We start from the raw sequence: 25274 nt of genomic DNA, 5'->3' as shown, positions 1-25274 counted from the left end.
AACTCGACCTGCCCACCCTCGAGCAGGCCCGCGCCCTGGGCTATACCGAGGCGCTGGAGAAGGGCGGCATCGCCCTGGCCGGCCTCAAGCAGGCGTCCAAGGCCTATGGCCTGGACCTCGACGCTTCGCTCGACGGCGTGCGCGCCGAGCTGCTTTCCACCCAAGGCGACCAGGCCACGGTGCGGGTCACCTACCCGCTGCTGGGCCGCGACGTGGCCTTCGAAGCCCGCCTGCAGCGGGTCGGCGAGGGCTGGTACGACGCCGACGCCATCGCCCAGGCCGAAGCCGAGCTGGCCGAGGCCGCCAACGCCACCGCCGTGACGCCGGCCGCCCCGGCCGCGGACGCCGCCGCCAACTGAGCCGCCCGCCGATGGACGCCACGCCCACGCCGCCGCCGGCGCCCGCCTTCCGTCCCGCCACCACGCGCCCGCCGCTGTGGGCGCGGATGATGGAGGCGCTGCTCAGGCCCTGGATCCAGATCAAGCGCGAGCCGGTGGTGCCGCCGTTCGCGCTCGACCGGCCGGTCTGCTACGTGATCGAGAACTACGGGCTGTCGAACACGCTCATCCTCGACCGTGCCTGCCGCGAAGCCGGCCTGCCCTCGCCGCTGGCGGCGCTGCCGGGCGACCCGCTGGGCCGCAAGCGCGCCTACGTGGCGCTCAGCCGCCGCCGCGCCGGGCTGTTCGGCCGGCCGCGCAACCGCAGCCACTCCGACGCGCTCTCGCGCCTGCTGATGGCGCACCGCCTGTATCCGGACCAGGACGTGCAGCTGGTGCCGGTGTCGATCTTCGTCGGCCGCGCGCCGGCCCGGCAGTCCGGCTGGTTCTCGGTGCTTTTCTCGGAGAACTGGGCGCTGGTGGGCCGCTTCCGCCGCCTGCTGGCCATCCTGCTCAACGGCCGCGACACGGTGGTGCAGTTCTCGCCCAGCGTGCGCGTGTGGGAGATCCTCGGCGAGGACATCCCGCACGAGCGCCAGGTGCGCAAGGTCAGCCGGGTGCTGCGCGCGCACTTCCGGCGCATCCGCACCGCCGTCATCGGCCCCGACCTGTCCACGCGCCGCCTGCTGGTCGACCGCGTGCTCGACGCCGAGCCGGTGCGCAAGGCCATCACCGACCAGGCCCGCCGCGACGGCACCGAGTACCTCGACGCCTGGAAGAAGGCGCACGGCTTCGCCTGGGAGATCGCCGCCGACTATTCCAACCCGGTGGTGCGCTCGGCCTCGTTCGCGCTCACCGGCTTCTGGAACCGCATCTACGACGGCCTCAACGTCCACCACATCGACACGCTCAAGCAGGTCGCGCCCGGGCACGAGGTGATCTACGTGCCCTGCCACCGCAGCCACATGGACTACCTGCTGCTGAGCTACCTGCTCTACAGCCGCGGCATCGTGCCGCCGCACATCGTGGCGGGCGTGAACCTCAACATGCCGGTCATCGGCCCGATCCTGCGCCGCGGCGGCGCCTTCTTCATCCGCCGCTCGATCAAGGGCAACGCGCTCTACGCCGCGGTGCTGGGCGAATACGTGGCCCAGCTGGTGGGCGAGGGCTTCTCGCTCGAGTACTTCATCGAGGGCGGCCGCTCGCGCACCGGCCGCCTGCTGCCGCCCAAGGGCGGCATGATCGTGATGACGCTCAAGGCCTTCCTGCGCGCGCCGCGCCGGCCAGTGGTGTTCCAGCCGGTGTACATCGGCTACGAGAAGCTGATCGAGGGCAAGAGCTACCTCGACGAGCTCACCGGCCAGCCCAAGGAAAAGGAAACCATCTGGGCCCTGCTCAAGGCCGCGGCCGGCATCCTGCGCCAGCACTACGGCAAGGTGGCGGTGAACTTCGGCGAGCCGATCTTCCTGGACAAGGTGCTCGAGCACCACGCGCCGGACTGGCGCGAGCGCAACGCCGCCGAACCGGATGAAAAGCCGGCCTGGCTCAACGACGCGGTCGAGGACATCGCCAACCGCATCCAGGTCAACATCAACCGCGCCGCCGACGTGAACCCGGTGAACCTGCTGGCCCTGGCCCTGCTGGCCACGCCCAAGCACGCGATGTCGGAGGCCGACCTGCTGGCCCAGCTGGCGCTGTACAAGAAGCTGCTGGCGGCGCTGCCCTACTCCGACCGCGTCACCGTCACCGAGCTCGAGCCGGCCGAGATCGTCGCCTACGGCGAGAAGATCGGCGTGCTCACCCGCACCGACCATCCGCTCGGCGCCGTGCTCAGCGTCGAGGGCGAGACGGCGGTGCTGCAGAGCTACTTCCGCAACAACGTGCTGCACCTGTTCGCGGCCGCGGCCTGGGTGGCGCTGTGCTTCCAGAACAACCGCCGCATGAGCCGCGCCGGCCTGCTGCGCCTGGGCCGCACGATCTACCCGTTCGTGCAGGAGGAGCTGTTCCTGCCCTGGGACGCCGACGGCTTCGCCGAGCGCCTCGGCGCCACCATCGACCTGTTCGTGGCCGAGGGCCTGCTCTCGGTGGCCAGCGAGGACGACGGCGGCTACATCTCGCGCGGCCCGGGCCAGACCGACGAGGTCTTCCGCCTGCGCGCCATCTCGCACAGCCTGCAGCAGGCCTTCGAGCGCTACTTCATCGCCATCACCACCCTGGTCAAGAACGGCCCGCGCACGCTCAGCTCGGGCGAGCTCGAGACGCTCTGCCAGCTCACCGCCCAGCGCCTGAGCCTGCTCTATGCGCCGGCGGCGCCGGAGTTCTTCGACAAGACGCTCTTCCGCGGCTTCATCCAGAAGCTGCGCGAGATGAAGCTGGTCTGGATCGCCGAAAACGGCAAGCTCGACTTCGACGAGCCGCTGATGGCCTGGGAGAAGGACGCCAAGGTGGTGCTGGGCCGCGACCTGCGCCACACCATCGCCAAGCTCTCGCCCGAGGCGGTGAGCAAGGTGGCCAAGGCCGGCGCGGGCGAACGGCCGGCCTGAGCCGGCGGTTCAGGCGTCGAGGTCGGGGATGAGCCGGCTCTCGAGCGCGGTGATCATGTCCTTGATGCGCAGCTTGCGCTTCTTCAGGCGCTTGAGCGTGAGCTCGTCGGCCTCGCGGTCCTGAGACAGGCGGCTGATGGCCTGGTCCAGGTCGCGGTGCTCGACCCGCAGCTCGACCAGCTGCGCGGCGATGCGGGAAGGGTCTTCGGTGGCCATGCGTGCTCCCGGTTCCCCACCAGCTTACTCCCAAGGCGTAAAATGCCGCATCTGCTTCCGGCAACGCCCATGACCCTCGTCCTCAACGACCCGCTGCCGATCCGACCCGCCGCGCCCGCCGACCCGCGCAAGCAGGCGCACGAGCGCGCCAAGCTGGCCAAGCGCCTGCGCCGCCAGGTGGGCCAGGCCATCGCCGACTACGGAATGATCGAGGACGGCGACAAGGTGATGGTCTGCCTGTCCGGCGGCAAGGACAGCTACACGATGCTCGACATCCTGCTGCAGCTGCAGAAGAAGGCGCCGGTGCGCTTCGAGCTGGTGGCGGTGAACCTCGACCAGAAGCAGCCCGGCTTCCCCGAACACGTGCTGCCCGAATACCTGCGCTCGATCGGCGTGCCCTTCACCATCCTCGAGCAGGACACCTATTCGGTGGTCAAGCGCGTGGTGCCCGAGGGCAAGACCCTGTGCTCGCTGTGCTCGCGCATGCGCCGCGGCGCGCTCTACACGCACGCCAGGGAACAGGGCTTCACCAAGATCGCGCTGGGCCACCACCGCGACGACCTGGTGGCCACGTTCTTCATGAACCTGTTCTTCCACGCCAAGCTGGCGTCCATGCCGCCCAAGCTGCGCAGCGACGACGGCGAGCACGTGGTGATCCGCCCGCTGGCCACCTGCCGCGAGGCGGACCTCGTCGCCTACGCCGACTGGAAACAGTTCCCGATCATCCCCTGCACGCTCTGCGGCTCGCAGGAAAACCTGCAGCGCAAGCAGGTCGGCCGCATGCTGGCCGCCTGGGACCGCGAGTTCCCCGGCCGCGTCGACACCATCGCCCGAGCCCTGGCCGACGTGCGCCCCTCGCAGCTGGCCGACACCAAACTGTTCGATTTCCTCTCGCTCGGCCGCCTCGGCGATGCGCCGCTGCCCGATGCGCATGCCTGGCTGGCCGGCGACGAGGCTTCCCCCCTCCCGGAGTTTTGATGTTCTTTCGCAACCTCACGTTCTTCCGCTTCCCGACGTCCCTTGGCAAGACCCTCGATGACCTCGACGCCCGCCTGGAGGAGTGCCGGCTCAAGCCGGTGGGCCCCAGCGAGCTGATGTCGCGCGGCTTCATCCCGCCGATGGGCCGCGACGCCCAGCTGATGAGCCACCGCATCGGCGACGCCATCTGGGTCACGCTCGGCGGCGAGGACCGCCTGCTGCCCTCGGCCGTGGTCAACGACCAGCTGGGCCGCAAGCTGGCCGAGATCGAGGAGAAGGAAGGCCGGCGCCTGGGCGGCCGCGCCCGCAAGCGCCTGAAGGAAGACGTGGTGATGGAGCTGCTGCCGCGCGCCTTCGTGCGCCCGGTGCGCTGCAGCGCCACGCTCGACCTCGAGCACGGCTTCATCGCCGTGGACACCAGCTCGCGCAAGACCGCCGAGAACCTCGTGTCCGAGCTGCGCCACGCCCTGGGCAGCTTCCCGGCCCTGCCTCTCAACGCCGAGACCTCGGTGCGCGCGCTGATGACCGGCTGGCTGGCCGGCGAACCGCTGCCCGGCGGCCTGAGCCTGGGCGACGAGTGCGAGCTCAAGGATCCCGTGGACGGCGGCGGCGTGGTGCGCTGCAGCCGCCACGAGCTGCAGGCCGAGGAAATCCGCCGCCACCTCGAGGCCGGCAAGCAGGCCACGCGCCTGGCCCTGGTGCTCGACGACCACGTCGGCTTCGTGCTCGGCGAAGACCTCGTCATCCGCAAGCTCAAGTTCCTCGACGGCGCCGTCGACCAGCTCGAGGGCACCGAAACCGACGGCGTGCACGCCGAGCTCGACGCCCGCTATGCGCTGATGGCCGGCGAGCTCAAGCGGCTGTTCGCCGTGCTCGACGGCGCGCTGAAGTTCAGTGCTGCCGACGCCTGAAATCCGCCCGCTGGCGCTGGCCGACGGCCGCGAGGTGCCGGTGCGCTGGGTGCGCGACCGGCGTGCGCGCCGGCTGCGGCTGATCGTCTCGGACAAGGGCGCTCGGCTGACGCTGCCGCTGGTGGCCTCGGTGCGCGGCGCCGAGGCTTTCCTGCACGAGCACCGCGACTGGCTGGCCGCGCAGCTCGCGCGCCAGCGCCACGACGACGCGCCACGCTTCGGCCGCGACTGGACCGGGCCGCTGCCGCTGCGCGGCCAGGACGTGCCGGTGCAGTGGCGCGAAGGCCGCTACGCCCGCGCCGCCCTCGGCGAGCACGGCATCGAGCTGCAGCTGCCGGCAGGCGCCGACGACGCCCGCGCCCGCGCTGCGCTGCGCGAGTTCTACCTGCAGCAGGCCCGCACCGACCTCGGCGCCTGGCTGCCGCGCTACCTGCCCGGCCTGCCGCGCACGCCGATGGCCCTGCGCATCCGCCCGCTGAGTTCGCTCTGGGGCTCGCTCAGCCCCTCCGACGCGGTCTCACTCGACCTGGCGCTCGTGCTCGGCCGCCCGGCCGCCTTCGAGTACGTGCTGGTGCACGAGCTGTGCCACCTGGTGCACGCCGACCACTCGCGCCGCTTCTGGCGCGAGGTCGAGGCGCGCTGGCCCGGCTGGCGCGACGAGCGCGACTACCTGCGCGGCGAGGGGCTGGCCTTGAAATCGACACTGGCGCGTTTGACCCGTTGAACCCCCTCCGGGGAGCCCGCCGTGGCCCACCGCGTCTCCCTCCTGCCGGCCCTGCTGCTGCCCGCCCTGCTGGCCACCGCCTGCGGGCGCGACGAGGCGCGCAACAGCGCCCTGGTGGAGCGCGCCATCGAAGCCACCGGCGAGCCCGTGGCGCCCACGGCCGAAGCACCCGCCCACGACGAACACATCGTCACCCTCGAAACCGAGGACGGCCTCTACACCGCCACCAGCGGCGTCGACCTGGCGCTGCCGCCAGGCTTCCCCGACGATGTGCAGCTGCCGGCCGATGCCCGCGTACAGGCCTACACCACCCTGGGCGATGCCGTGTCGGTGGGCCTGCGCAGCCCGCGCAGCGCCAGCCTGCTGTTCGATGAGTTCCGCGCCGCGCAGCGCACGCGCGGCTGGCAGGAAGCCGAAGCGATCGAACTGGCGCCGGTGCGGTCGCTGGGCCTGCGCAAGGATTCGCGCCTGCTGGAAGCCACCTTCACCGCCGAAGCCGACGGCGGCACCGCCGTGTCGCTGAGCTTGCGCCCGGCCGGCGACTAGCCGCGCAGGAAGTCGAGCAGCGGCGGCGCCACCTCGCCGGGCTGCTCCATGTGCAGGTGGTGGCTGCCGGGCAACACCACCACGCGCGCCTCGCGCAGGCAGGCCAGCCGCGCCGTGCGCACTTCGGGCGGGAAGTAGGGCGGCGCCGGGTCGGCCGCCACCACCAGCACCGGCGCCTCGATGGCGGACAGCACGGCCTGCACCGAGGTTTCGTCCATGCGCACGTGGCCCGGCAGGGTCAGGCGCGGGTCGCTGCGCCAGGCGAAACCGCCCGGCACGCTGCGCAGGTTGCGTTCGACGATCAGCCGCGCCGCTTCCGGCGCCATGCTCGTGACGGCCAGGCGCGCGGCCACGGCCGTGTCCACGTCGGCGATCACGCGCGCGGGGCGCTCGGCCTTGGCACGGCGCGCGCGCACCGCCTCGCGCAGGCGCTCGCCGGCCCTGGCGGGGTCGCCGGAAATCGGGCCCAGCGCTTCCACCAGCGCCAGCCGCCGCACCCGCGCCGGCGCGGCCGCGGCCACGAAGCTGGCGATGGCGCCACCCATGGAATGGCCCAGCAGGTCGGCCTGGTCCCAGCCCAGGGCGTCAAGCGCATCGAGCACGTCGTGCAGCCAGTCGGCGAAGGCGTAGTCGCAGCCCGGCGGGCGGTGGTCGGAATGGCCGTGGCCAGGCAGGTCGAGCGCCACCACGTCGAACCCGGCCAGCCAGGGCATCAGCGGCTGGAAGCTGGCGGCGTTGTCGAGCCAGCCGTGCAGGCACAGCAGCTTCGGGCCCGACGGATCGCCACCGCGCAGCGCCGCCAGCGCGCCGCGGGCGGTGTCCAGGCGCAGCGCGTGCATCAGTGCGGCCAGCCCTGCAGGTGTCGCCGCGCCAGCGCCGACAGCGCCGCCACGTGGCCGGGTTCGTCGTTGAGCGCGCTGATGTAGCGCAGCTCCTGGCCGCCGGCCCCGCGGAAGACCTCGTCGTTCTCGACGGCGATTTCCTCCAGGGTCTCCAGGCAGTCGGCGGCGAAGCCCGGGCAGATCACGTCCACGGTCTTCACGCCTTCGCGCGCCATCGCCTCGAGGCTCTTGTCGGTGTAGGGCTGCAGCCATTCCTCGCGGCCGAAGCGCGACTGGTAGGTCAGCCGCCACTCCTTCTCGCCCAGGCCCAGTCGCGCGGCCAGGGCACGCGCACCCGCCTCGCACTGGCGGGGATACGGGTCGCCGGCTTTTTCGTAGCGCTTGGGCAGGCCGTGGAAGCTCATCACCAGCTGGTCGGCGCGGCCGTGCAGGTCCCAGTGCGCGCGCACGCGGGCCTCGAGCGCGTCGAGCCAGGCCGGGTCGACGTGGTAGTCGGCGATGAAACGCAGGTCGGGCGTGCGGCGCCAGCCGGTGATCTCCTTCGCCACCGCATCGAGCACGGAACCCGAGGTGCTGGCCGAATACTGCGGGTACAGCGGCAGCACCAGCAGCCGCTCCATGCCCTCGTCCTGCAGCCTGCGCAGCACGTCGGGGATGGACGGGTTGCCGTAGCGCATGGCCACGCGCACCTGCACGTCGGGCAGGGCATGCTGCATGGCCTTGGCCAGCCGGCGCGAGTGCACCAGCAGCGGCGAGCCCTCGTCCATCCAGATCGAGGCGTAGTTGCGCGCCACCCGCGGCGAACGCAGCGGCAGGATGATGAAGTGCAGCAGCGGGCACCACAGCCAGCGCGTGAGCTCGACCACGCGGTGGTCGTGCAGGAACTGCGCCAGGTAACGGCGCACGGCGCCGGCGGTGGGCGCGTCGGGCGTGCCCAGGTTCACCACCAGCAGGGCGGTGCGGCCCGGGCCGCTGGGCGTGGGGGCATCGAGATAGCGCTTCATGCGGACCTGTCCTTGGCGGCTGCCGTAAACGTATCATCGCGCAAGTGAAGGATTGGCTCACCCGCGGTTCATTGCCCGCGGCCATACTCGGGCCCACGCGCCCTTACGGAGACTGCCCCATGACCCGATTCCTGGCCCCGATGCTCGCCGCGCTCGCCCTGGCCCTCGCCCCCGTCGCCCCGGCCCAGGCCGGCGAGAAGGAAGAGTCCCGCGCCGCCGACGCCGCCCGCGTGCTGGGCGAGATCATGCGCATCCCCGAAACGGCCGTGCCCGAGAAGCTGTTCTCCGAGGCCTACGCCATCGCCGTCATCCCCGACGTGGTCAAGGCCGGCCTGGTCATCGGCGGCCGCGGCGGCAAGGGCCTGATCTCGGTGCGCAGCCCGGACGGCACCTGGTCCAACCCCAGCTACATCAAGCTCGGCGGCGGCAGCTTCGGCTTCCAGGCCGGCGTGCAGTCGGCCGACGTGATCCTGGTCTTCCGCTCGGCCCGCGGCGTGCAGGACATCGTCAACGGCAAGTTCACCCTCGGCGCCGACGCCTCGGTGGCCGCCGGCCCGGTGGGCCGCAGCGCCCAGGCCAGCACCGACGAGCAGCTCAAGGCCGAGATCTACAGCTATTCGCGCGCCCGTGGCCTGTTCGCCGGCGTGGCCCTGGACGGCACCGTGCTGCGCATGGACCACACCGCCAACCAGCGCGTCTACGGCCCGAACACCACCCCGCGCCAGATCTTCGAGGGCCGCACCAATCCCCCGCCCTCCACCGTGGTCGACTTCCGCGACCGCCTCGAGGAAAACACCGTCAAACAGTGACGGATGGACGGCGCGGCCGGGGCCCGGCTGCGCTAGACTCCGCCCATCCTCCTGACACGCGGAACTACGACCATGGGCAGCTTCAGCATCTGGCACTGGCTCATCGTCCTCCTGGTGGTCGTGCTGGTCTTCGGGACCAAGAAGCTCGGCAACATCGGCAAGGACCTGGGCGAAGGCATCAAGGGCTTCAAGAAGGGCCTCAAGGACGGCGACGAGCCCCCGCAGCAGCTCGGCAACGAGCGCCGCGAGCAGGACGCGCCGCGCAGCGAGTCGCCGAGCGACAGCCAGCGCAAGGACTCCTGAGCCCCGCCCCGGCGGGCGGCTGACGGCGCATGTTCGACCTCAGCTTCAGCGAACTGCTGGTGATCGGCGTGGTCGCCCTGGTGGTGCTCGGCCCCGAGCGCCTGCCGCGGGCCGCACGCTTTGCCGGGCTGTGGGTGCGCAAGGCGCGCGCGCAGTGGTATTCGGTGAAGTCCGAGTTCGAGCGCGAGCTGGCCGACGAGGACCTGCGCAAGGCCATCTCCGACCCGGCCCGCGACCTGCGCAAGCAGGCCGATGAGCTCAGGCGCGAGCTCGACGACACCAGCCGCAGCGCTGCCGAAGCCCTGCGCGACCTCGAGTCGCCCCGGCCCGCCCCGGACGCGGCCACCACGCCGGCCGTGGGGGCCGAGCCCGCGCCGCCCGCGCCGACCGACGAGGCGCCCAAGCCGTGAGCTTCAGCCCCGGCCAGCCCGAAACCCTGATGGGCCACCTGCTCGAGCTGCGCTCGCGCCTGCTCAAGGGCGTGGTGGCGGTGCTGCTGGTGTTCGCGGCGCTGATGCCCTTTGCCAACCGCATCTACGCCCAGCTGGCCGCGCCGCTGCTGTCGAAGCTGCCGGCCGGCGGCCAGCTGGTGGCCATCGAGGTGGCCTCGCCCTTTTTCACGCCGGTGAAGCTGGCCTTCTTCTGCGCGGTGATGCTGGCGATGCCCGTGCTCATCTACCAGGCCTGGGCCTTCGTCGCGCCGGGCCTGTACCAGCAGGAAAAGCGCATGGCGCGGCCGCTGCTGGTGGCGGCGGTGCTGCTGTTCTACATCGGCTGCGCCTTCGCCTACTTCCTGGTGCTGCCGGCGGTGTTCGGTTTCCTCACTGCGATCACGCCCGAGGGCGTGGCGATGATGACCGACATCAGCCGCTACCTCGACTTCGTGCTCGTCATCTTCCTCGCCTTCGGCCTGAGCTTCGAGCTGCCGGTGGCGGTGGTGGTGCTGGTGCTGCTGGGCCTGGTGACGCCGGCGCAGCTGCGCGAGGCGCGCGGCTACGTCATCGTCGGCGTGTTCATCCTGGCGGCCATCATCACGCCGCCGGACGTGATCTCGCAGCTGATGCTGGCCATCCCGATGTGCCTGCTCTACGAGCTGGGCATCATCGCCGGCGCCCTGCTCAAGCGGCCGGCGCCGGCCGCGGGCTGAGATGCGCCCGGCCGGCTTCTGGCGCCGCTACGCGGCCTACAGCCTCGACGTACTGGTGCCGCTGGCGGTCTCGGTGCCCCTGCTCTGGGGCACCGGCGCACGCGTGCTCGCCGGCACCGACGCGGCGATGCAACAAGTGCAGTTCCGGCTCTTCGAGCTGATGGACGCCGCCCTCGCCGGCGGCGCCGACGCGGCCGACCCGCTGGGCCAGCTCCTCGCCTGGTCCGGCGACCCGGTGCTGCGCGAGGGCGTGCTGGCGCTGGTGGCCACCTGGCTGCACGGCCTGGCGATTGCCGCCGCCGTGCTCTTCGCGCTCTCGGCGCTGTGGTTCGTCGGTTTCGAGGCCTCGCGCTGGCAGGCCACGCCCGGCAAGCGCCTGGCCGGCCTGCGCGTCACCGCCCTCGACGGCGGCCGGCCGGCGCCCTGGCGGGTGGTGCTGCGCTTCGTCGCCGGCGTGCCCTCCTGGCTGATGCTGCACCTGGGCCATGCCCTCGCCGGCTGGACGAAGGAACGCCGCGCCCTGCACGACCTCATCGCCGGCACCCGCGTCGTGCTCGCCCCCGACGCCGGCGACCCGATGCCCCGCTGGGCCCGCCGCTGGCTCTGGGCCCAGGGCATCGCCCTGGCCGCCGCCGTGGCCATCGTCGTCACCAGCTACGCCCTGCTCCTCGCGGAAGTACTGGGCGCCGCCGCGTAGGGATCAGACCGCGATTTCGCCCGGAACCGCCGGGGTCGCTTCGGGCTCGTCGTCGAAGATGCCGCGCCAGGCGTGGTAGTAGAAGCCGAACATCAGCGCGTAGGTCGCCAGCATCGTGATGCCCATGACGGGCAGGATCACCACCATGCCCAGCAGCGGGCTGAGCAGCGACAGCAGCCCGATCACCAGCCCGACGAGCAGGAACAGCAGCAGGACCAGCACGAAGCCGGCGATCGTCATGGCCAGCGAGAAGACCAGCAGCGGCAGGACATTGCGCAGCATCGCCAGCAGCCCGGCCACCACGCACTCGGCCACGCTGGCCTCGCGCAGCGCCGCCGTGGCCTGCGCCAGCATCGACGCGTGCAGCCAGGCGACGACCACCACCGCCAGCACCGGCATCCAGAGGAAGGCCGTCGGCGGCGTGGCCTGCATCAGCGCGATCAGCGCCGCCTGGTCCGGCTCGGCGCCCACCGGCGTGGCCATGATGATCGTGAAGTACTCGCGGAAGAACTGCCCCAGCGAGGTCAGCAGGAACAGCGCCAGCACCGCCATGTAGGCCAGTGAATAAACCAGGTTGGTCAGCACCAGGCGCTTGCCGCCCTGCCCTTGCCCGTAGGCGTTGAAGACGTCCGTGGACACCACCGGACGGCCGCGTTCGACCGCGTCGAGCACGCGGAACATGCCGCCGAACAGGGGAGGCACCACCAGCCAGCTGATCACCGTGCCCAGCGCCATCACCACCGCAAGGCCCGTCACGTTGCCCGCCGCGCCGGCCTGCATGACCGTCTGCACGATCGCGAGCGCGAACACCACCGCCAGCACCAGCGCGAGCGCGCCGAACAGCGCCTTCGGATTGCGGCGGCCCACGTCGAAGGCGCGGGCCAGCCAGCGGAAGGGCGCGGCCATGTCGACGGTGTTCGGGGTCATTCGGTCAGGCTCCGTGGTGGGCGCGCCGGCGCGCCTGGTGGACGAAACGGCGCAGCACGCGTCGGGCCAGCGGCGCCGGCCGTACCGCCTTGAGCAGGCTGCGGTGGCACAGGCCCTCGCGATCGAGCGCGTCGGCGCGGCCGTGGATGTACCCCCGCATCATGCCGGTGCTGAACTCGGGATGGAACTGCACGCCCCAGGTGGCTTCGCCCCAGCGGAAGGCCTGGCAGTCGTCGAGCGACGAACGCGCCAGCACCGTCGCACCCGGCGGCGGCGCCAGCACGGTCTGCAGGTGGGTGGCGTGGGCCGGCAGCGTGGACGGCAGGCCGGTGAACAGCGGGTCGGTGGCGGCCGCGTCGGCCAACTCCAGCTCCACCGTGCCCATTTCGCGGCCGCGCGGGTTGTAGTCCACCTGGCCGCCGAGCGCGTCGGCCAGCAGCTGGTGGCCGTAGCAGATGCCCAGCAGCGGCAGGCCCGCGTCGGCGGCCTCGCGCAGCCAGGCGGCGGTGCGTTCGGACCAGTCCAGGCGCTCGGTGACCATCGCGCCCGAGCCCGAGACCAGCACGCCGGCCAGGCCCCCGGCGGAAGGGAGCGGCTCGCCGTCGAGCACGCGGGCATGGCGCACCTCGCGGCCGTGCAGGCCGGCGGCGACGCGGATCCAGTGGCCGAAGCCACCATGGCGACGCAGGCTGGGCAGCGGGTCGCCGGTTTCGATGAGCAGGAAGGGTTTCATGCGGGCGCTGGAGGGGCGGTGGCGCGGGCCGCGGCTATACTAGCGCGCTTTAGGCAGGGCGAAACCGCGATGACCGCACCCACCTTCCAGGAGCTGATCCAGCGCCTCAACCAGTACTGGGGCGACCAGGGCTGCGTCCTGATCCAGCCGCTCGACCTCGAGGTCGGCGCCGGCACCTTCCATCCGGCCACCTTCCTGCGCGCGCTCGGCCCCGAGCCCTGGGCCGCCGCCTACGTGCAGCCCTGCCGCCGCCCCACCGACGGCCGCTACGGCGAGAACCCCAACCGCCTGCAGCGCTACTACCAGTACCAGGTGGTGCTCAAGCCCAACCCCGACGACATCCTCGAGCTCTACATCGGCTCGCTCAAGGCGCTCGGCGTGGACCCGCTGGTGCACGACCTGCGCTTCGTCGAGGACAACTGGGAATCGCCCACGCTCGGCGCCTGGGGCCTGGGCTGGGAGGTCTGGCTCAACGGCATGGAAGTGACCCAGTTCACCTACTTCCAGCAGGCCGGCGGCCTGGAGTGCAAGCCGGTGACCGGCGAGATCACCTACGGCCTCGAGCGCCTGTGCATGTACCTGCAGAACGTGGACAACGTCTTCGACCTGGTCTGGACGGTCGGCCCCGACGGCACGCCGGTGCACTACCGCGACGTCTACCACCAGAACGAAGTCGAGCAGAGCACCTACAACTTCGAGCATGCCGACGTGGAGGAACTCTTCCACCGCTTCGACGCCTGCGAGCGCGAGGCGCTCAAGCTCGTCGAGCTCGGCCTGCCGCTGCCGGCCTACGAGCAGGTGTGCAAGGCCTCGCACTCGTTCAACCTGCTCGACGCCCGCCGCGCGATCTCGGTCACCGAGCGCCAGCGCTACATCCTGCGCGTGCGCACGCTCTCGCGCGCCGTCGCCGAAGCCTATTACGCCCAGCGCGAGAAGCTCGGCTTCCCGGGCCTGAAGAAGACCAAGGAGGCCGCGAATGGCTGATTTCCTGCCGCTGCTGATCGAACTGGGCACCGAGGAGCTGCCGCCCAAGGCCCTGCCCGAGCTGGCCCAGGCCTTCCACGACGGCGTGCTCAAGGGCCTGGCCGCGCGCCGCATCGAAGTGCGCGAAGGCACGGGCGAACTGCCCGCCGGCCCGCTCTACAGCCCGCGCCGCCTGGCCGTGTACCTGCCGGCCGTGGCCACCCAGCAACCCGTGCAGCACAGCGAGGTGCCGGGCCCGTACACCAACATCGGCCTGGACGCCGAGGGCAAGCCGACCCCGGCCCTGCTGGGCTTCGCGCAGAAGAACGGCATCGAGTGGGAGAAGCTCGACCGCGTCACCGACGCCAAGGGCATGCGCTTCGTGGCGCGCTCCTCGCGGCCGGGTGCCGCCACCGCCGAGCTGCTGGCCGAGATCACCGCCGAGGCGCTCAAGGCGCTGCCGGTGCCCAAGCCGATGCGCTGGGGCGACCGCGACATCAGCTTCGTGCGCCCGGCGCACTGGCTGGTCATCCTGCTCGGCCGCGACGTGGCGCCCGGCGAGGTACTGGGCCTGAAGTCCGACCGCATGAGCCGCGGCCATCGCTTCCACCACGCCAAGGGCGTGTGGCTCAACGAAGCCGGCGAATACGTGCAGGCCCTGCGCGAGGCGAAGGTGCTGGTCGATCCGCGCGAGCGCCGCCAGCGCATCCGCGCCGAGATCGCCGCCGCCGCGAAGGAAGCCGGCGGCCAGGCACGCGTGCCCGAGGCGCTGCTCGAGGAGGTCAACTGCCTGGTCGAGTGGCCCAAGGCCATCGTCTGCAGCTTCGGGCGCGAGTTCCTGCGCGTACCGCAGGAAGCGCTGGTGCTGACGATGGAAACCAACCAGAAGTTCTTCCCGGTGCTCGACGCCGAGGGCAAGCTCAGCGAGAAGTTCATCGGCATCGCCAACATCGAGTCCAAGGACCCGGCCGAAGTGCGCAAGGGCTACGAGCGCGTGATCCGCCCGCGCTTCGCCGACGCCGCCTTCTTCTGCGACGAGGACCTCAAGCAGGGCCTGCCGGCGATGGCGCAGGGCCTGCGCACCGTCACCTACCAGCAGAAGCTGGGTACGCTCGACGACAAGTGCCAGCGCGTCGCGACGCTCGCCCGGGAGCTGGCCAGCCCGGCCGGCGTGGCGCCGGCCGATGCCGACCGGGCCGCCAGCCTGGCCAAGGCCGACCTGCTCAGCCGCCTGGTGGGCGAGTTCCCCGAGCTGCAGGGCACCGCGGGCCGCTACTACGCCGTCGCCGCGGGCGAGCTGCCCACCGTGGCCGCCGCCATCGACGAGGCCTACATGCCGCGTTTCGCCGGCGACGCCATCGCGCCCTCGCCGCTGGGTCGCGTGCTGGCCATCGCCGAGCGCCTGGACACGCTGGCCGGTGGTTTCGCCGCGGGCCTCAAGCCCACCGGCAACAAGGATCCCTTCGCCCTGCGCCGCAACGCGCTGGGCCTGGCCCGCACCCTCATCGAAGGCGGCCTGGACCTCGACCTGCTCCCGTGGATCGACCGTGCCATCGGGCTCGTCCGGAAGGATGTCGAACGGATCGGTGCGGACGCCGGCACTGGCGGCAAGCCGACGCCCGAAGACATGTTCTCCGGCAGCCACCTGCAGGAGTTCATCATCGACCGCCTGCGCGGCTACTACGCCGAGCAGGGCGTGCCGGCCACGCAGTTCGACGCCGTGGCCGAGGTGCGCCCGGGCTCGCTGGTGGACTTCGACAAGCGCCTGAAGGCCATCGCCGAGTTCGCCCGCCTGCGCGAGGCGTCCTCGCTGGCTGCCGCCAACAAGCGCATCCGCAACATCCTGCGCAAGGTCGAAACGCCGATCCCGGCGCAGGTTGACCCGCGGAAGCTGGCCGAGCCGGCCGAGCAGGCGCTCAACGCCGCGCTGGCCGCCGCGCTGGCCGACACCGACCCGCTGCTGGCCCAGCGCGACTACGTGGCCACGCTCAAGCGCCTCGCGGCCCTGCAGCTGCCGGTGGACAACTTCTTCGAGCGCACCCTGGTGATGGCCGAAGACCCGGCGGTGCGCGACAACCGCCTGGCCCTGCTCAAGCTCATCGCCGACCGCTTCGCGGCGGTGGCGGCGGTGGAACAGCTCTCGGCTGGCTGACACCGTTTCATCACGCCGGCTTCTCGGGCCTGGCCCGGAGCCGGGGTTATCCTCTGGGGGCATGCGTGCCCCCCACCTCCGATTGCTGGCGATCTTCCTGGGCCTCGCGCTGGCGATGCCGGCCGCGGCGCTCGAACTGGTGTCGGTGCGCGTCGAAGGCCTCGAAGACGAGGCGCAGCGCGACAACGTGCTGGCCGCGCTGTCGCTCGAGAAGCTCAATCCGGCCCGGCGGCGCGCGCTGACCGAGGCGCGGCTGTCCTTCCTGCTGCGGCGGGCGCCGCGCGAGGCGCGCCAGGCCCTCGAGCCCTTCGGCCACTACGAATCGCAGGTGCAGACCGAAGTCGAGCGCAATGGCGAACTCGTTTCGGTGCGCGTGCGCGTGGTGCCGGGCGAGCCGGTGCGCGTGCGCAAGCGCGAAATCGCGCTCAGCGGCCCGGGCCAGTCCGACGAGGTGCTGGCCCGCCGCATCGCCCGCCTGCGGCCGCGCGAGGGCCAGCCCTTCGTGCATTCGGTCTACGAGGACGGCAAGGCCTCGGTCGACCGCCTGCTGGCCGAGCGCGGTTACTTCCGCGCGCGCCTCGACGCGCACCGGGTGGAGGTGACGCGCGCCGAACGCACGGCCGACATCGCGCTGTCCTGGGACACCGGCCCGCGCCACGTCCTGGGCGAGGCGAGCTTCGAAGGCCATCAGTTCCGCGAGGGCCTGCTCGAGAACCTAGTGCCCTGGACCCCGGGCGAAGCCTACGACCAGGCCCGGCTGGTGCAGTTGCAGTCCTCGCTGGCCCAGCTCGATTATTTCAGCGCCATCGACATCCGCCCCGAGCCCGGCGAGGGCGAGGACCTGGAGGTGCCGGTGAGCGTGAAGCTCAGCCCCGCCAAGCGCAGCGTGTGGAGCGCCGGCGTGCGCTTCGGCACCGACAGCGGCCTGGGCCTGACCGGCGGCCTGGAGCGCCGCTGGGTGAACGACCGCGGCCACAAGCTCGACCTGCTCGCCGGCCTCGCGCAGCGCCGCAACGACCTGGCCGCCAGCTACCGCATCCCCGCCTTCCGCTGGATCGACGGCTGGTACACCGGCAGCGCGCGCCTGCAGCAGGAGCAAGTCAACGGCATCAACAGCGAGTTGCTCGAAGTCGCCGGCAGCCGCAGCGGCCGCCTCGGCAACTGGAACCTGGTGGCGGCGCTCAACCTGCGCCGCGAACGCTTCGAGGACGCCGCCACCGGCTTCGACTATTCCTATTCCACCCTGGTCTATCCCTCGCTCTGGGCGCAGTGGAGCGAATCCGACGACCCGCTCTACCCGCGCCGCGCCCGCGGCCTGACGATGGAGCTGCGCGCCGGCTCGGCCGCGCTGGGCTCGGACATCGACTTCGTGCAGCTGCGCGCCGAAGGCAAGCTCGTGCACAGCGTCGGCCGCCGCAACCGCCTGCTGCTGCGCGCCGAAATCGGCACCACGGTGAGCGACGAGTTCCCGTCCTTCCCGCCCTCGCTGCGCTTCTACGCCGGCGGCGACCGCAGCGTGCGCGGCTACGGCTACAAGGACATCGGCCAGTTCTTCATCGGCACCGACGGCCGCCGCTATGTGTTCGGCGGCAAGCACCTGGCGGTGGCCAGCGTGGAGTACGAGCGCATGTTCAACCGCACCTGGGGCATGGCCTTCTTCGTTGATGCCGGCGATGCCTTCGACAGCCGCGCCAGCTTCGATCCCCAGGTCGGCGCCGGCATGGGCCTGCGCTGGCGCTCGCCGGTGGGGCCGGTGCGGGTGGACGTGGCGCACGGCTTTGGCTCGGATGCCGCCAACTCGGTGCAGCTGCACCTCAACATCGGGCCCGACCTGTGAGCGCGCCGGCCGCCCCGCGCTCGCGCCTTCGCCGCTGGTCGCTGCGGCTGGGCGTGGCCGGCTTCGCGCTCGGCGCGCTGCTGGGCGCGGTGCTGGCCTGGCTGCTGCTCAGCGCCGGCGGCCGCGACACGCTGCTGGGCCAGATCACCGCACGCCTGCCCGAGGGCGCGCTGCAGTGGGAACGCGCCGAGGGCGCGCTCAACGGCCCGCTGGTGCTGCACGGCGTGCGCTACGCCCACGACGGCATCGAACTGCGCGCGCGCCGCCTGATGCTCGACCCCGACCTGCTGCCCCTGCTCGGCCGCCGCCTGCAGCTCGACGCGCTCGAGCTCGACGACGCGGTGCTGGTGCTGCCCGAAGCCGAAGACGAACCGTTTTCGCTGCCCGAGTGGCCCGGCGTGCTGCCGCGCATCCCGCTGCCGCTCGACATCCGCAGCGCGCGCGTGGACGTGGCCGGGCTGCGCGTGCAGCGCGGCGAGGACGAGCTGCTTGCGCTCGACACGCTCGCCGCGCGCGGCCTGCACCTGGTGGACGAAGGCTTCACCCTCACTTCGCTCGACGCCCACGGCACGCCCGGCCACCTGCGCCTGCAGGGCGAATACCGCCCGGCGCGTGACTACCGCAGCGCGCTCACCGGCCGCTGGGAGCGCCCGGCCGGCGGCGACGCGCCCGCCGCCGAACTGCAGCTCTCCGTGCAGGGACGCCTGCAGGACCTGCGCATCGAAGCCAGCGGCCAGCTGCCCGGCCGCACCCAGCTCACCGCCACCGTGCAGGGCGAGGCCGATGCGCCGCGCTGGTCGCTCCAGGCAGGCACCCAGGGCCTGGCGCCCGCGCTGCTCGGCCTCGCACCCGGCGACGAGATCGCCTTCGAACTGAAGGCCGAAGGCACCGGCGGCGAAGCCAGCGTCTCGGGCCAGTTCGCGCAGGGCGAGCTCGCCGCGCAGATCGCGCCCTCGCGCCTGTCGATCGTCGACGACCGCCTGCGCCTGGATCCGCTCGACCTCGTGCTCGACGCCGGCGCGCTGCGCCTGGCCGGCGAGCTCACGCTCGACGACGAACTGCCCTTCGACCTGCGCGCCAGCACCGAATCGCTGCAGCTGCCTTCGGATGATCCCGCCGCGCCGGCCGTGGTCGCGCGCGGCGAAGCGCGCGTGCAGGGCGTCGCCGACGACTGGTCGCTCGAAGCAGCCGCCACGCTGGCCCGCGACGGCGAGCAGGCCAGCATCGCCCTGGCCGGCCAGGGCGATCGCGAGCAGCTGCAGCTGGCGCGGCTGGAAGCCGACACGCCCGGCGGCGGCCTGCGCGGCAGCGGCGCCGTGCGCTGGACGCCGGCCATCGAATTGCGCCTGGACGCCACGCTGCAGGCGCTCGACCCTGGCTACTTCCTGCCCGACTATCCCGGCCGCCTCGACGGCGAAATGAAGCTGCAGGCCGCGCAGGACGCCAACGGCCAGTGGCGCGGCGAGCTGCAGGTGCCCACGCTCACCGGCCAGCTGCGCCAGCGCCCGCTGCTGGCGCGCGCCGACCTGCGCTTCGCGCCCGGCCGCGGCGACGGCGAGGCCCGCCTGCGCCTGGGCGACAGCGAACTCGACGCCCGCGGCCGCTTCGGCGACGAGTACGACCTCGAGGCAACGCTGTCGCCGCTGGCGCTGTCCGACCTGGCCGCGGGCGCGGCTGGCCGGCTCGAAGGCCGCGTCCGCCTGGTCGGCCCGGCCGCGGCGCCCGGCGTGTCGGCCGACCTGCGGGGCGAGGCGCTGGCCTTCGACGGCCAGGCGGTCGCCGCACTCACCCTGCGCGGCGACCTGCCCGCGCGCGGCGACGACGGCGAACTTTCGCTGCGCGCCGAAGGCCTGTCGCTTTCGGGCCTGCAGGCCGATGAACTCGCGCTCGACGCGCGCGGCAGCCGCGCCCGCCTCGCGCTGCAGGCGCAGGCCCGCGGCCCGCACGGCCGGGTCGAACTGGAAAGCACGCTCGCGCAGGCCGGCGACGACGTGGCCGGCACGCTCTCGCGGCTGTTGCTCGAACCCGGCATCGGCCCGAGCCTGGCGCTGCAGGCGCCGGCGGAATTCCGCGTCGGCCCGAGCCGCCTGCAGCTGGCGCGCGCCTGCCTGCGCGCCGGCGACACCGAGGGCCAGCTGTGCGTACAGGCCGAGGGCAACGCGCTGAACGTCGATGGCGAGGCGCTGCCGCTGGCGCTGGCCACGCCCTGGCTGCCGGCCGACGAAGGCGTGCCGCTGACGCTCGAGGGCACGGTGTCGCTGCAGGCGGCATTGCGCCGCGACGGCGCCGGCCAGTGGCGCGGCGACGGCCGGGTGGAATCGGCGCGCGGCGCGCTGCGGCTGGATCCGGAAGCGCAGCGCGACCTATTCGCCTACGAAAACCTGCTGGCCACCCTGCGGCTGGAAGCCGCTGGCCTCGGCGTCGAACTCGAAGCCGCGCTCGCCGAGGGCGGCCGCCTGTCGGGGCGGCTCCAGCGCGGCAGCGGCGACGACCCGACGCTTGATGGCGAGCTGCGCATCGATGCGCGCGAACTCACCTTCCTCGAACTGTTCTCGGAAGACCTGGCCACGCCCACCGGCCGCCTGCAGGGCCAACTGCGGCTGGCGGGGAGCGCCTCGGCGCCGGCGCTTTCGGGCCAGGCCCGGCTCGCCGGCTTCGCGGCCGAACTTCCGGCACTGGGCCTGAAGCTGGCCGAGGGCGAGTTCGAGTTCGACGGCCCGCCCGAGGGCATGGCGCGGCTGTCGGGCAGCCTGCGCTCGGGCGAAGGCCGGCTGCGCGTGGACGGCAGCGTCGACCTGCGCGAGCCGCAGGCGCCGGTGCAGCTTTCGCTCGAAGGCGAGCGCGTCACCTTCGCCAGCACGCCCGAGCTCTACCTCATCGCCAGCCCGCGCCTCTCGCTCACCTACGCCCGCTCGCTGCTGCGCGTGCGCGGCGAGGTGGCGGTGCCCGAGGCCCGCGTGGACCTGGAGCTGCTCGACGGCAGCGCCAGCATCTCGCCCGACGTGGTGGTGCTCGACCCGGTGGACCCGGCGCGCGACGCCGCGGCACCGGTGGACCTGGACGTGCGCGTGACCCTGGGCGAAGAAGTGCGGCTGCGCGGCTTCGGCCTCGACGGCCGCATGGGCGGCGCACTCGCCCTGCGCCAGCGCCCCGAACGCAGCGCCACCGCCTCGGGCACGCTCGACGTCACCGGCAGCTACCGCGCCTACGGCCAGGCGCTGGAGATCCGGCGCGCGCGCCTGTCCTACGCCGATTCGTCCTTCGACGACCCGAGCCTGGACATCCTTGCCGAGCGCAAGTTCGACGACGTCACCGTCGGCGTGCAGGTGCGCGGCACCGCGCGCCGGCCGGAAACCACGGTCACCTCGGCGCCGGCGATGGACACCAGCGAGGCGCTGAGCTGGCTGGTGTTCGGCCGGCCGCTGCGCAGCACCAGCGGCGCCGAATCCGAACAGCTCGATGCGGCGGCGATGGCGCTGGGCGCCGGCGGCAACCTGGTGGCCCAGCAGATCGGCGCGCGCCTGGGCCTGGACGAGGCCGGCGTGGCCGAATCGCGCAACCTCGGCGGCGCCGCGCTCACCGTCGGCAAGTACCTTTCGCCGCGCCTGTTCATCAGCTACGGCGTCTCGCTGGTCGGCACCGGCCAGGTGGTGACGCTCAAGTACCTGCTGGTGCGCGGCTTCGACATCAGCGTCGAGTCCGGCAACGAAAACGCCGCCTCCCTGAACTGGCGCCTCGAGCGCTGAAAGGACATGGGGTCGGAGGTAATTTCCAAAGGAAATTACCTCCGACCCCAGGCCTCAAAAAGAAGGCCGCCCGGTGGGCGGCCTTCTCGTCACACCTCAACCCGCGATCAGAACGTCACGCGCAGGCCCAGGCTGCCGCTGTGGCGCTCCTGCTGGTCGTCGTTGAAGCGGCCGCTGTAGGCGGCGAACGCGGTGACCGCGTCGCTGACCTGCCAGTTCAGGCCCACGTCGGCGCTCAGCCAGTCCTGCGACGGGGTGAAGCCGGGCATGGTGAAGCGGCCCGGCATCGAGTTCGAGCCGGCATTGACGAAGATCTGGCCGTCCTCGGACTCCTCGTTGTAGGCCACGCGCACGTACGGGCGCAGGCTGCCGGCGTTGCCCATCAGCTGGTAGCCCAGGCGGGTGACCATCGAGTCGCGGTCGAAGCCGGCGAAGTTCATCGAGGTGGCGCTGCCGCTGTCCTCGGCGAAGCCGTCGACTTCCTGCTGCAGCCAGGTGGCCGAAGCGAACGGACCGTGCTGCATGCTGCCGGCGCTCCACAGCCAGCCCAGGCCCAGCTCGGCGCCGGCGAGGCTGGCGTTGGTCGAGCCGGTTTCCTCGCGCAGGTAGGGGCCGAGCACGATGCCGCGGCTCACGTCGATGCTGGTGCTGCCGCCGCTGACCGCGCCGTGCACGTAGCCACCGCCGCCGAAGCGCAGGGTGCCGTGCAGCGAGGCGATGACCGAGCGCGCGTCGAGCGCGGCCAGGCCCATCTCGTTGTCGTGGCTGCCGATGGTGACGGCCACGCCCCAGTAGGCATTCTCGGACCAGCGGTGGTTGGCGCCCAGGCTCAGGCTCAGCACGTCGGCATCGGCGCCCGGGACGGCGGCGCTGGCGTCGAAGTCCTGCTGGCCGTACTGCACGGTGGCGTAGCCGCGCACGCTGCCCACTTCGCGGTCGAGCTGGAAGTCCGACAGCATCTCGTCGGTGATCGCGCGCACGTGGTTGTCGTTGACCTGCACGCCCGCCTCGCCCGCCATCGAGAACTGCACCGGCGCGGCGATGGTGGAGATGACCACGTTGGCCAGCATCGCGTGCGCGGCGCCGGTCGGGTGCACGCCGTCGGCGAACAGGTAGGTCTCGTTGGTGCCCGGGGCGTAGCCGCCCGGCAGGCCGCCGGTGTTCGGGTCGCAGGCGATCGAGTTGGCCGGGACGCAGGCGGTGCCGGTGACGTTGGTGAAGCCGTAGCGCGACGGGTTGGCGATGATCTCGCTGATCAGGCCGAAGGTATTGATCGGGATGATGCCGTCGCCGAGGTTCTGCAGGCCGGCGTTGAGCGCCGAGTTGTACACCACCGTGATCTGCGAGACCGAGCCGGCGTTGGGCGTGCCCAGGAACTGCGGCGTGGCGCCGAGGTTGGGCAGGTTGTAGACGATGATGTAGTTGGCGCCGGCGGCCTGCAGGCGCGCGATCTGCTGCACGTAGGCGGTGGCGGCGGCCACGGTGTTGGCCTGCGCGTTGAGCGGATCGAGGGTCAGGGTGGCGAAGATGTCATTGGCGCCGCCCCAGATGCTGTAGAGCGCGTTCGGATCGGCGCTGCCGCCGGTGAGCGCCAGGTACTGCGTCACCTGGTCGCTGATGCGCGGCACCGGGTTGAGGCAGGGGCCCACCGGGTTCACGCAGGCGCCGCCCCAGGCGAAGTTCGGGCCGCCCGAGAGCGAGTTCAGGCTCGACTGGCCGAAGTAGGCGGCGATGATCTTGGCCGCCACCGGATCCGGGTTGGTGGTGAAGGCATAGCCCGGCGGCAGGCCGTTGAGCTGGGCGATGTTGCCCGAGTCGCTCAGGCTGTCGCCGAACACGTAGAAACCGGTGAACTCCTGGGCCTGGACGGTGCCGGCGCAGGAAAGCGCCAGGGCAAGGGCACCGGCGAGCTGGTGGGTACGGGGCATTGGTTTGACTCCTCGGGGAACTTATGGGTGGCGCAGCTGCAAGCGCGCCCACATTAAAGCAAAGCCCCGGGCCATACCACTGGGTAGGGTCAGGGCCGCACCCGCGCACCGCGCAGGCGCGGCTGGCCGTCCACCACTTCGGTCCAGGCCAGCCAGGCGGTGCCGTCGCGCACCTGCAGGCGCGGGAAGCCCGTGGCCCGGCCGCGTCCGGCGATGTCGGCGACCCTGGTGCGGGAAAGCTCGCGCGCAAGGCCGGGGTCGAGACGTGCCAGCCATAGCGACTGCGCCCCGCCCGCTTCCTCGACCCAGCTCACCCAGACCCCATCCGCGTCGGCCGCGATGCCCACCCGCCCCTGCGGCGCCTCGCCGCGGACCAGCTCGCGCAGGCCGCCAAAGCTGCGGCCGCCGTCGCCCGAGCGGGCCACGCGCACCGAGGGCGGCCCGCCGGCAGCGGTGTACCAGGCCACCCAGGCCTGCTCGCCCCGGGCGGCGATGGCCGGGCCGTTGACCGGGCAGGCCGGCATCACCCAGCCGTCGGCATGCACCGTCACCGGCTTTTGCCAGGCGCCGTCGGCGAAGCGCGCCACGGCGATGTCGCGCACCTCGCCTTCGGTGCGGTCGCGGTAGGCAAGCAGCACGGCATCACCGACCACCGCGCTGGCCGTCTGGCAGCAGTCGCAGGTGCTGGCGTCGAGTTCGTGTTCGGCGCGCTTGCCGCGCGCGTCGAAGTGGGCGGCGCGCAGGGTCATGGCGCCACCGTGGCCGGCGTGGCCGCCGTGTCCGCCGCCGCCGGTGTGGCGGCCATCGAGCCAGGCGATGCCCAGGCCGCCGCCGGGCTGGGCCCACAGCGTGGCGAAGCCGTGTTCGGTGGGGGTGCCGTCCTCATGCACGGCCTGGGTCGGCGCCCAGGTGGCGCCGCCGTCGAAAGACGCATGCAGGCGCACGTCGTAGGCGTAGGTCGCCTCGCCGTTCTTGACCAGCGCATGCGCCCACAGGCTGCCGTCGGGCAGGGCCTGCAGGGCCGGGAAATCGGCCCAGTTCACGAACCAGTCGTCGCCTTCGGCAATCGTGCGCGGCGCACTCCAGCCCTCGCCGGCATCGTGGCGCGCGAAGGCGAGGCGGTGGCCGCCGCCGGCGCGGCGTTCGATCCAGCTCAGCAGCAGGTCGCCGTCGGGGGCGAGCGAAAGATTCGGCTGGGCCGAACCCTGCGGGGCCGGCAGTTTCCAGTCGGACACCGTCGCCGCGTGCAGCGACGGCGACAGGCACAGCAGCAGCGCGAGGGCGGTCTTCATGCCGCCAATCTAGTCGCCCGGGGCGTCGCCGTCACCGTGCCGGTAGCCGAAGTGTTCGTGCAGCGCCGCCAGCTGCGACCGGAACCGCCGCGCCTCCCAGGCCAGCAGGCGCCAGCCCAGGTCGAGCAGCAGGGCGAACCCCAGCCCACCGACGATGCCGCCCACCACCAGCGCATTGATGTGCGTTCCCACCGCGCTGGCGCCCTCGCCGTAGCCCACCAGGCCGATCAGCCAGCTGCCGAGCTTGTGGGTGGCGTAGTAGATCGGCCCGAGCGTGAGCGGGTTGGTCACCATCTGCAGCGCCGCCATCACCGTGAGGTTGCCGCGCAGCCAGACCGCCAGCGCCAGGCCGATGGCCAGCTGCACGCCGTACACCGGCATGAGCGCAAGCACCGCGCCCGAGTACAGCGACACCAGCACGTGCTGGCGCTTGAGCGACCACAGGTAGGGCCGCTTGCGCGCCGCCTCGGCGAACCACTTGATCACCGGGTAGCGCGCCACGTTGGCGCGGCGCGGCAGCGGCCGCAGCCAGCGGCGCAGCCGGCGTCGGCGCGCCAGCCAGCTGCGGTGCAGGGGATGCGAACGGACGGGCATGTCGG

At 72.3% G+C, this 25274-nt stretch carries 20 protein-coding genes and 2 pseudogenes; 14 read left to right on the top strand and 8 right to left on the bottom strand.

What is annotated here, in order from left to right; translation table 11 throughout:
• Nucleotides 1-269 precede the first annotated feature (269 nt).
• Nucleotides 270-2920 (top strand): annotated as a pseudogene (gene plsB / locus ABS41_RS05515) (glycerol-3-phosphate 1-O-acyltransferase PlsB).
• 9 nt (nucleotides 2921-2929) lie between these two features.
• Here plsB and ABS41_RS05510 read toward each other — a convergent pair.
• A complete protein-coding gene (locus ABS41_RS05510; RefSeq protein WP_290591709.1) occupies nucleotides 2930-3136 on the bottom strand; it encodes a DUF465 domain-containing protein in 207 nt (68 codons plus the stop codon).
• Between the two features lie 69 nt (nucleotides 3137-3205).
• On the opposite strand from ABS41_RS05510, the gene ttcA reads away from it, so the two are divergent.
• Genes ttcA through ABS41_RS05490 form a run of 4 tightly spaced genes read left to right on the top strand, consistent with a single transcriptional unit; the run spans nucleotide 3206 to nucleotide 6295 of the window.
• Nucleotides 3206-4114 carry a tRNA 2-thiocytidine(32) synthetase TtcA gene (gene ttcA / locus ABS41_RS05505; RefSeq protein WP_290591707.1) on the top strand — a complete coding sequence of 303 codons (909 nt, stop codon included), beginning with the start codon at nucleotides 3206-3208 and terminating at the stop codon, nucleotides 4112-4114.
• Nucleotides 4114-5025 carry a recombination-associated protein RdgC gene (locus ABS41_RS05500; RefSeq protein ID WP_290591705.1) on the top strand — a complete coding sequence of 304 codons (912 nt, stop codon included), beginning with the start codon at nucleotides 4114-4116 and terminating at the stop codon, nucleotides 5023-5025. The genes ttcA and ABS41_RS05500 overlap by 1 nt, the downstream gene beginning before the upstream one ends.
• A complete protein-coding gene (locus tag ABS41_RS05495) occupies nucleotides 5009-5749 on the top strand; it encodes a SprT family zinc-dependent metalloprotease (protein ID WP_290591703.1) in 741 nt (246 codons plus the stop codon). The genes ABS41_RS05500 and ABS41_RS05495 overlap by 17 nt, the downstream gene beginning before the upstream one ends.
• 21 nt (nucleotides 5750-5770) lie before the next feature.
• Nucleotides 5771-6295: a hypothetical protein gene (locus tag ABS41_RS05490; RefSeq protein ID WP_290591701.1), complete on the top strand. Its 525-nt coding sequence runs from the start codon at nucleotides 5771-5773 to the stop codon at nucleotides 6293-6295.
• Here the strand turns inward: ABS41_RS05490 and ABS41_RS05485 are convergent.
• Together ABS41_RS05485 and hemH are read right to left on the bottom strand one after the other, a co-directional pair.
• The gene (locus tag ABS41_RS05485; protein WP_290591699.1) at nucleotides 6292-7134 is read right to left on the bottom strand and encodes an alpha/beta hydrolase; all 843 of its coding nucleotides are present in this window, start codon (nucleotides 7132-7134) and stop codon (nucleotides 6292-6294) included. The genes ABS41_RS05490 and ABS41_RS05485 overlap by 4 nt on opposite strands.
• A complete protein-coding gene (gene hemH / locus ABS41_RS05480; RefSeq protein WP_290591697.1) occupies nucleotides 7134-8141 on the bottom strand; it encodes a ferrochelatase in 1008 nt (335 codons plus the stop codon). Before hemH ends, ABS41_RS05485 begins: the two co-directional genes overlap by 1 nt.
• Nucleotides 8142-8281: 140 nt before the next feature.
• Here hemH and ABS41_RS05475 point away from each other — a divergent pair.
• The 5 genes and pseudogenes from ABS41_RS05475 to ABS41_RS05455 all read left to right on the top strand — a co-directional run.
• Nucleotides 8282-8938, top strand: a pseudogene (locus ABS41_RS05475) (lipid-binding SYLF domain-containing protein); the annotation flags it as partial.
• 84 nt (nucleotides 8939-9022) lie between these two features.
• Nucleotides 9023-9253 (top strand): Sec-independent protein translocase subunit TatA, encoded by a 231-nt coding sequence (gene tatA / locus ABS41_RS05470; protein ID WP_290591695.1) that lies wholly within the window; start codon nucleotides 9023-9025, stop codon nucleotides 9251-9253.
• 29 nt (nucleotides 9254-9282) lie between these two features.
• Nucleotides 9283-9663, top strand: a complete 381-nt coding sequence (gene tatB / locus ABS41_RS05465; protein ID WP_290591693.1) for a Sec-independent protein translocase protein TatB — start codon at nucleotides 9283-9285, stop codon at nucleotides 9661-9663.
• A 29-nt stretch (nucleotides 9664-9692) separates the two neighbouring features.
• The gene (tatC, locus tag ABS41_RS05460) at nucleotides 9693-10400 is read left to right on the top strand and encodes a twin-arginine translocase subunit TatC (RefSeq protein WP_290591761.1); all 708 of its coding nucleotides are present in this window, start codon (nucleotides 9693-9695) and stop codon (nucleotides 10398-10400) included.
• Nucleotide 10401: 1 nt separating this feature from the next.
• On the top strand, nucleotides 10402-11097 hold the full coding sequence (locus ABS41_RS05455; protein WP_290591690.1) for an RDD family protein: 696 nt from the start codon (nucleotides 10402-10404) through the stop codon (nucleotides 11095-11097).
• Nucleotides 11098-11100: 3 nt separating this feature from the next.
• On the opposite strand, the gene ABS41_RS05450 is transcribed toward ABS41_RS05455, so the two are convergent.
• Both ABS41_RS05450 and ABS41_RS05445 read right to left on the bottom strand, forming a co-directional pair.
• Complete coding sequence (locus ABS41_RS05450; protein WP_290591688.1) at nucleotides 11101-12024, bottom strand: hypothetical protein; 924 nt, start codon at nucleotides 12022-12024, stop codon at nucleotides 11101-11103.
• Nucleotides 12025-12028: 4 nt separating this feature from the next.
• Entirely contained in the window at nucleotides 12029-12757 is a 729-nt protein-coding gene (locus tag ABS41_RS05445) for a glutamine amidotransferase (protein ID WP_290591686.1), read from the bottom strand.
• 69 nt (nucleotides 12758-12826) lie between these two features.
• Between ABS41_RS05445 and glyQ the strand changes: the two genes are divergently transcribed.
• The 4 genes from glyQ to ABS41_RS05425 all read left to right on the top strand — a co-directional run bounded on the left by glyQ (nucleotide 12827) and on the right by ABS41_RS05425 (nucleotide 21455).
• The gene (gene glyQ, locus ABS41_RS05440; protein WP_290591684.1) at nucleotides 12827-13741 is read left to right on the top strand and encodes a glycine--tRNA ligase subunit alpha; all 915 of its coding nucleotides are present in this window, start codon (nucleotides 12827-12829) and stop codon (nucleotides 13739-13741) included.
• Complete coding sequence (gene glyS, locus ABS41_RS05435) at nucleotides 13734-15872, top strand: glycine--tRNA ligase subunit beta (RefSeq protein WP_290591682.1); 2139 nt, start codon at nucleotides 13734-13736, stop codon at nucleotides 15870-15872. Before glyQ ends, glyS begins: the two co-directional genes overlap by 8 nt.
• 61 nt (nucleotides 15873-15933) lie before the next feature.
• Nucleotides 15934-17709: an autotransporter assembly complex family protein gene (locus ABS41_RS05430; RefSeq protein ID WP_290591680.1), complete on the top strand. Its 1776-nt coding sequence runs from the start codon at nucleotides 15934-15936 to the stop codon at nucleotides 17707-17709.
• Entirely contained in the window at nucleotides 17706-21455 is a 3750-nt protein-coding gene (locus ABS41_RS05425; protein WP_290591678.1) for a translocation/assembly module TamB domain-containing protein, read from the top strand. Before ABS41_RS05430 ends, ABS41_RS05425 begins: the two co-directional genes overlap by 4 nt.
• 107 nt (nucleotides 21456-21562) lie before the next feature.
• Here ABS41_RS05425 and ABS41_RS05420 read toward each other — a convergent pair whose 3' ends face one another.
• From ABS41_RS05420 to ABS41_RS05410, 3 genes are all read right to left on the bottom strand, one after another.
• Nucleotides 21563-23383, bottom strand: coding sequence for an autotransporter domain-containing protein (locus ABS41_RS05420; protein WP_290591676.1), 1821 nt, complete (start codon nucleotides 23381-23383; stop codon nucleotides 21563-21565).
• Between the two features lie 89 nt (nucleotides 23384-23472).
• A complete protein-coding gene (locus ABS41_RS05415; protein ID WP_290591674.1) occupies nucleotides 23473-24675 on the bottom strand; it encodes a sialidase family protein in 1203 nt (400 codons plus the stop codon).
• A gap of 9 nt (nucleotides 24676-24684) precedes the next feature.
• On the bottom strand, nucleotides 24685-25269 hold the full coding sequence (locus ABS41_RS05410; RefSeq protein ID WP_290591672.1) for a DUF2062 domain-containing protein: 585 nt from the start codon (nucleotides 25267-25269) through the stop codon (nucleotides 24685-24687).
• Nucleotides 25270-25274: the final 5 nt, after the last annotated feature.

The organism is Arenimonas sp. SCN 70-307 (assembly GCF_001724815.1).
Classification (GTDB): Bacteria; Pseudomonadota; Gammaproteobacteria; order Xanthomonadales; family Xanthomonadaceae; genus Arenimonas.
Note: the sequence above shows the minus strand (reverse complement) of the source record. Positions and strands in the feature narration are given on the sequence as shown.

Bases quoted from the DNA above. Each gene is read 5' to 3' on its own strand.
- ABS41_RS05485 (WP_290591699.1), bottom strand. From the start codon at position 7,134: ATGCACGCGCTGCGCCTGGACACCGCCCGCGGCGCGCTGGCGGCGCTG.
- ABS41_RS05410 (WP_290591672.1), bottom strand. From the start codon at position 25,269: ATGCCCGTCCGTTCGCATCCCCTGCACCGCAGCTGGCTGGCGCGCCGA.
- ttcA (WP_290591707.1), top strand. From the start codon at position 3,206: ATGACCCTCGTCCTCAACGACCCGCTGCCGATCCGACCCGCCGCGCCC.
- glyS (WP_290591682.1), top strand. From the start codon at position 13,734: ATGGCTGATTTCCTGCCGCTGCTGATCGAACTGGGCACCGAGGAGCTG.
- ABS41_RS05510 (WP_290591709.1), bottom strand. From the start codon at position 3,136: ATGGCCACCGAAGACCCTTCCCGCATCGCCGCGCAGCTGGTCGAGCTG.
- tatA (WP_290591695.1), top strand. From the start codon at position 9,023: ATGGGCAGCTTCAGCATCTGGCACTGGCTCATCGTCCTCCTGGTGGTC.
- ABS41_RS05500 (WP_290591705.1), top strand. From the start codon at position 4,114: ATGTTCTTTCGCAACCTCACGTTCTTCCGCTTCCCGACGTCCCTTGGC.
- tatB (WP_290591693.1), top strand. From the start codon at position 9,283: ATGTTCGACCTCAGCTTCAGCGAACTGCTGGTGATCGGCGTGGTCGCC.
- hemH (WP_290591697.1), bottom strand. From the start codon at position 8,141: ATGAAGCGCTATCTCGATGCCCCCACGCCCAGCGGCCCGGGCCGCACC.
- glyQ (WP_290591684.1), top strand. From the start codon at position 12,827: ATGACCGCACCCACCTTCCAGGAGCTGATCCAGCGCCTCAACCAGTAC.
- ABS41_RS05455 (WP_290591690.1), top strand. From the start codon at position 10,402: ATGCGCCCGGCCGGCTTCTGGCGCCGCTACGCGGCCTACAGCCTCGAC.
- ABS41_RS05450 (WP_290591688.1), bottom strand. From the start codon at position 12,024: ATGACCCCGAACACCGTCGACATGGCCGCGCCCTTCCGCTGGCTGGCC.
- ABS41_RS05415 (WP_290591674.1), bottom strand. From the start codon at position 24,675: ATGAAGACCGCCCTCGCGCTGCTGCTGTGCCTGTCGCCGTCGCTGCAC.
- ABS41_RS05430 (WP_290591680.1), top strand. From the start codon at position 15,934: ATGCGTGCCCCCCACCTCCGATTGCTGGCGATCTTCCTGGGCCTCGCG.
- tatC (WP_290591761.1), top strand. From the start codon at position 9,693: ATGGGCCACCTGCTCGAGCTGCGCTCGCGCCTGCTCAAGGGCGTGGTG.
- ABS41_RS05420 (WP_290591676.1), bottom strand. From the start codon at position 23,383: ATGCCCCGTACCCACCAGCTCGCCGGTGCCCTTGCCCTGGCGCTTTCC.
- ABS41_RS05445 (WP_290591686.1), bottom strand. From the start codon at position 12,757: ATGAAACCCTTCCTGCTCATCGAAACCGGCGACCCGCTGCCCAGCCTG.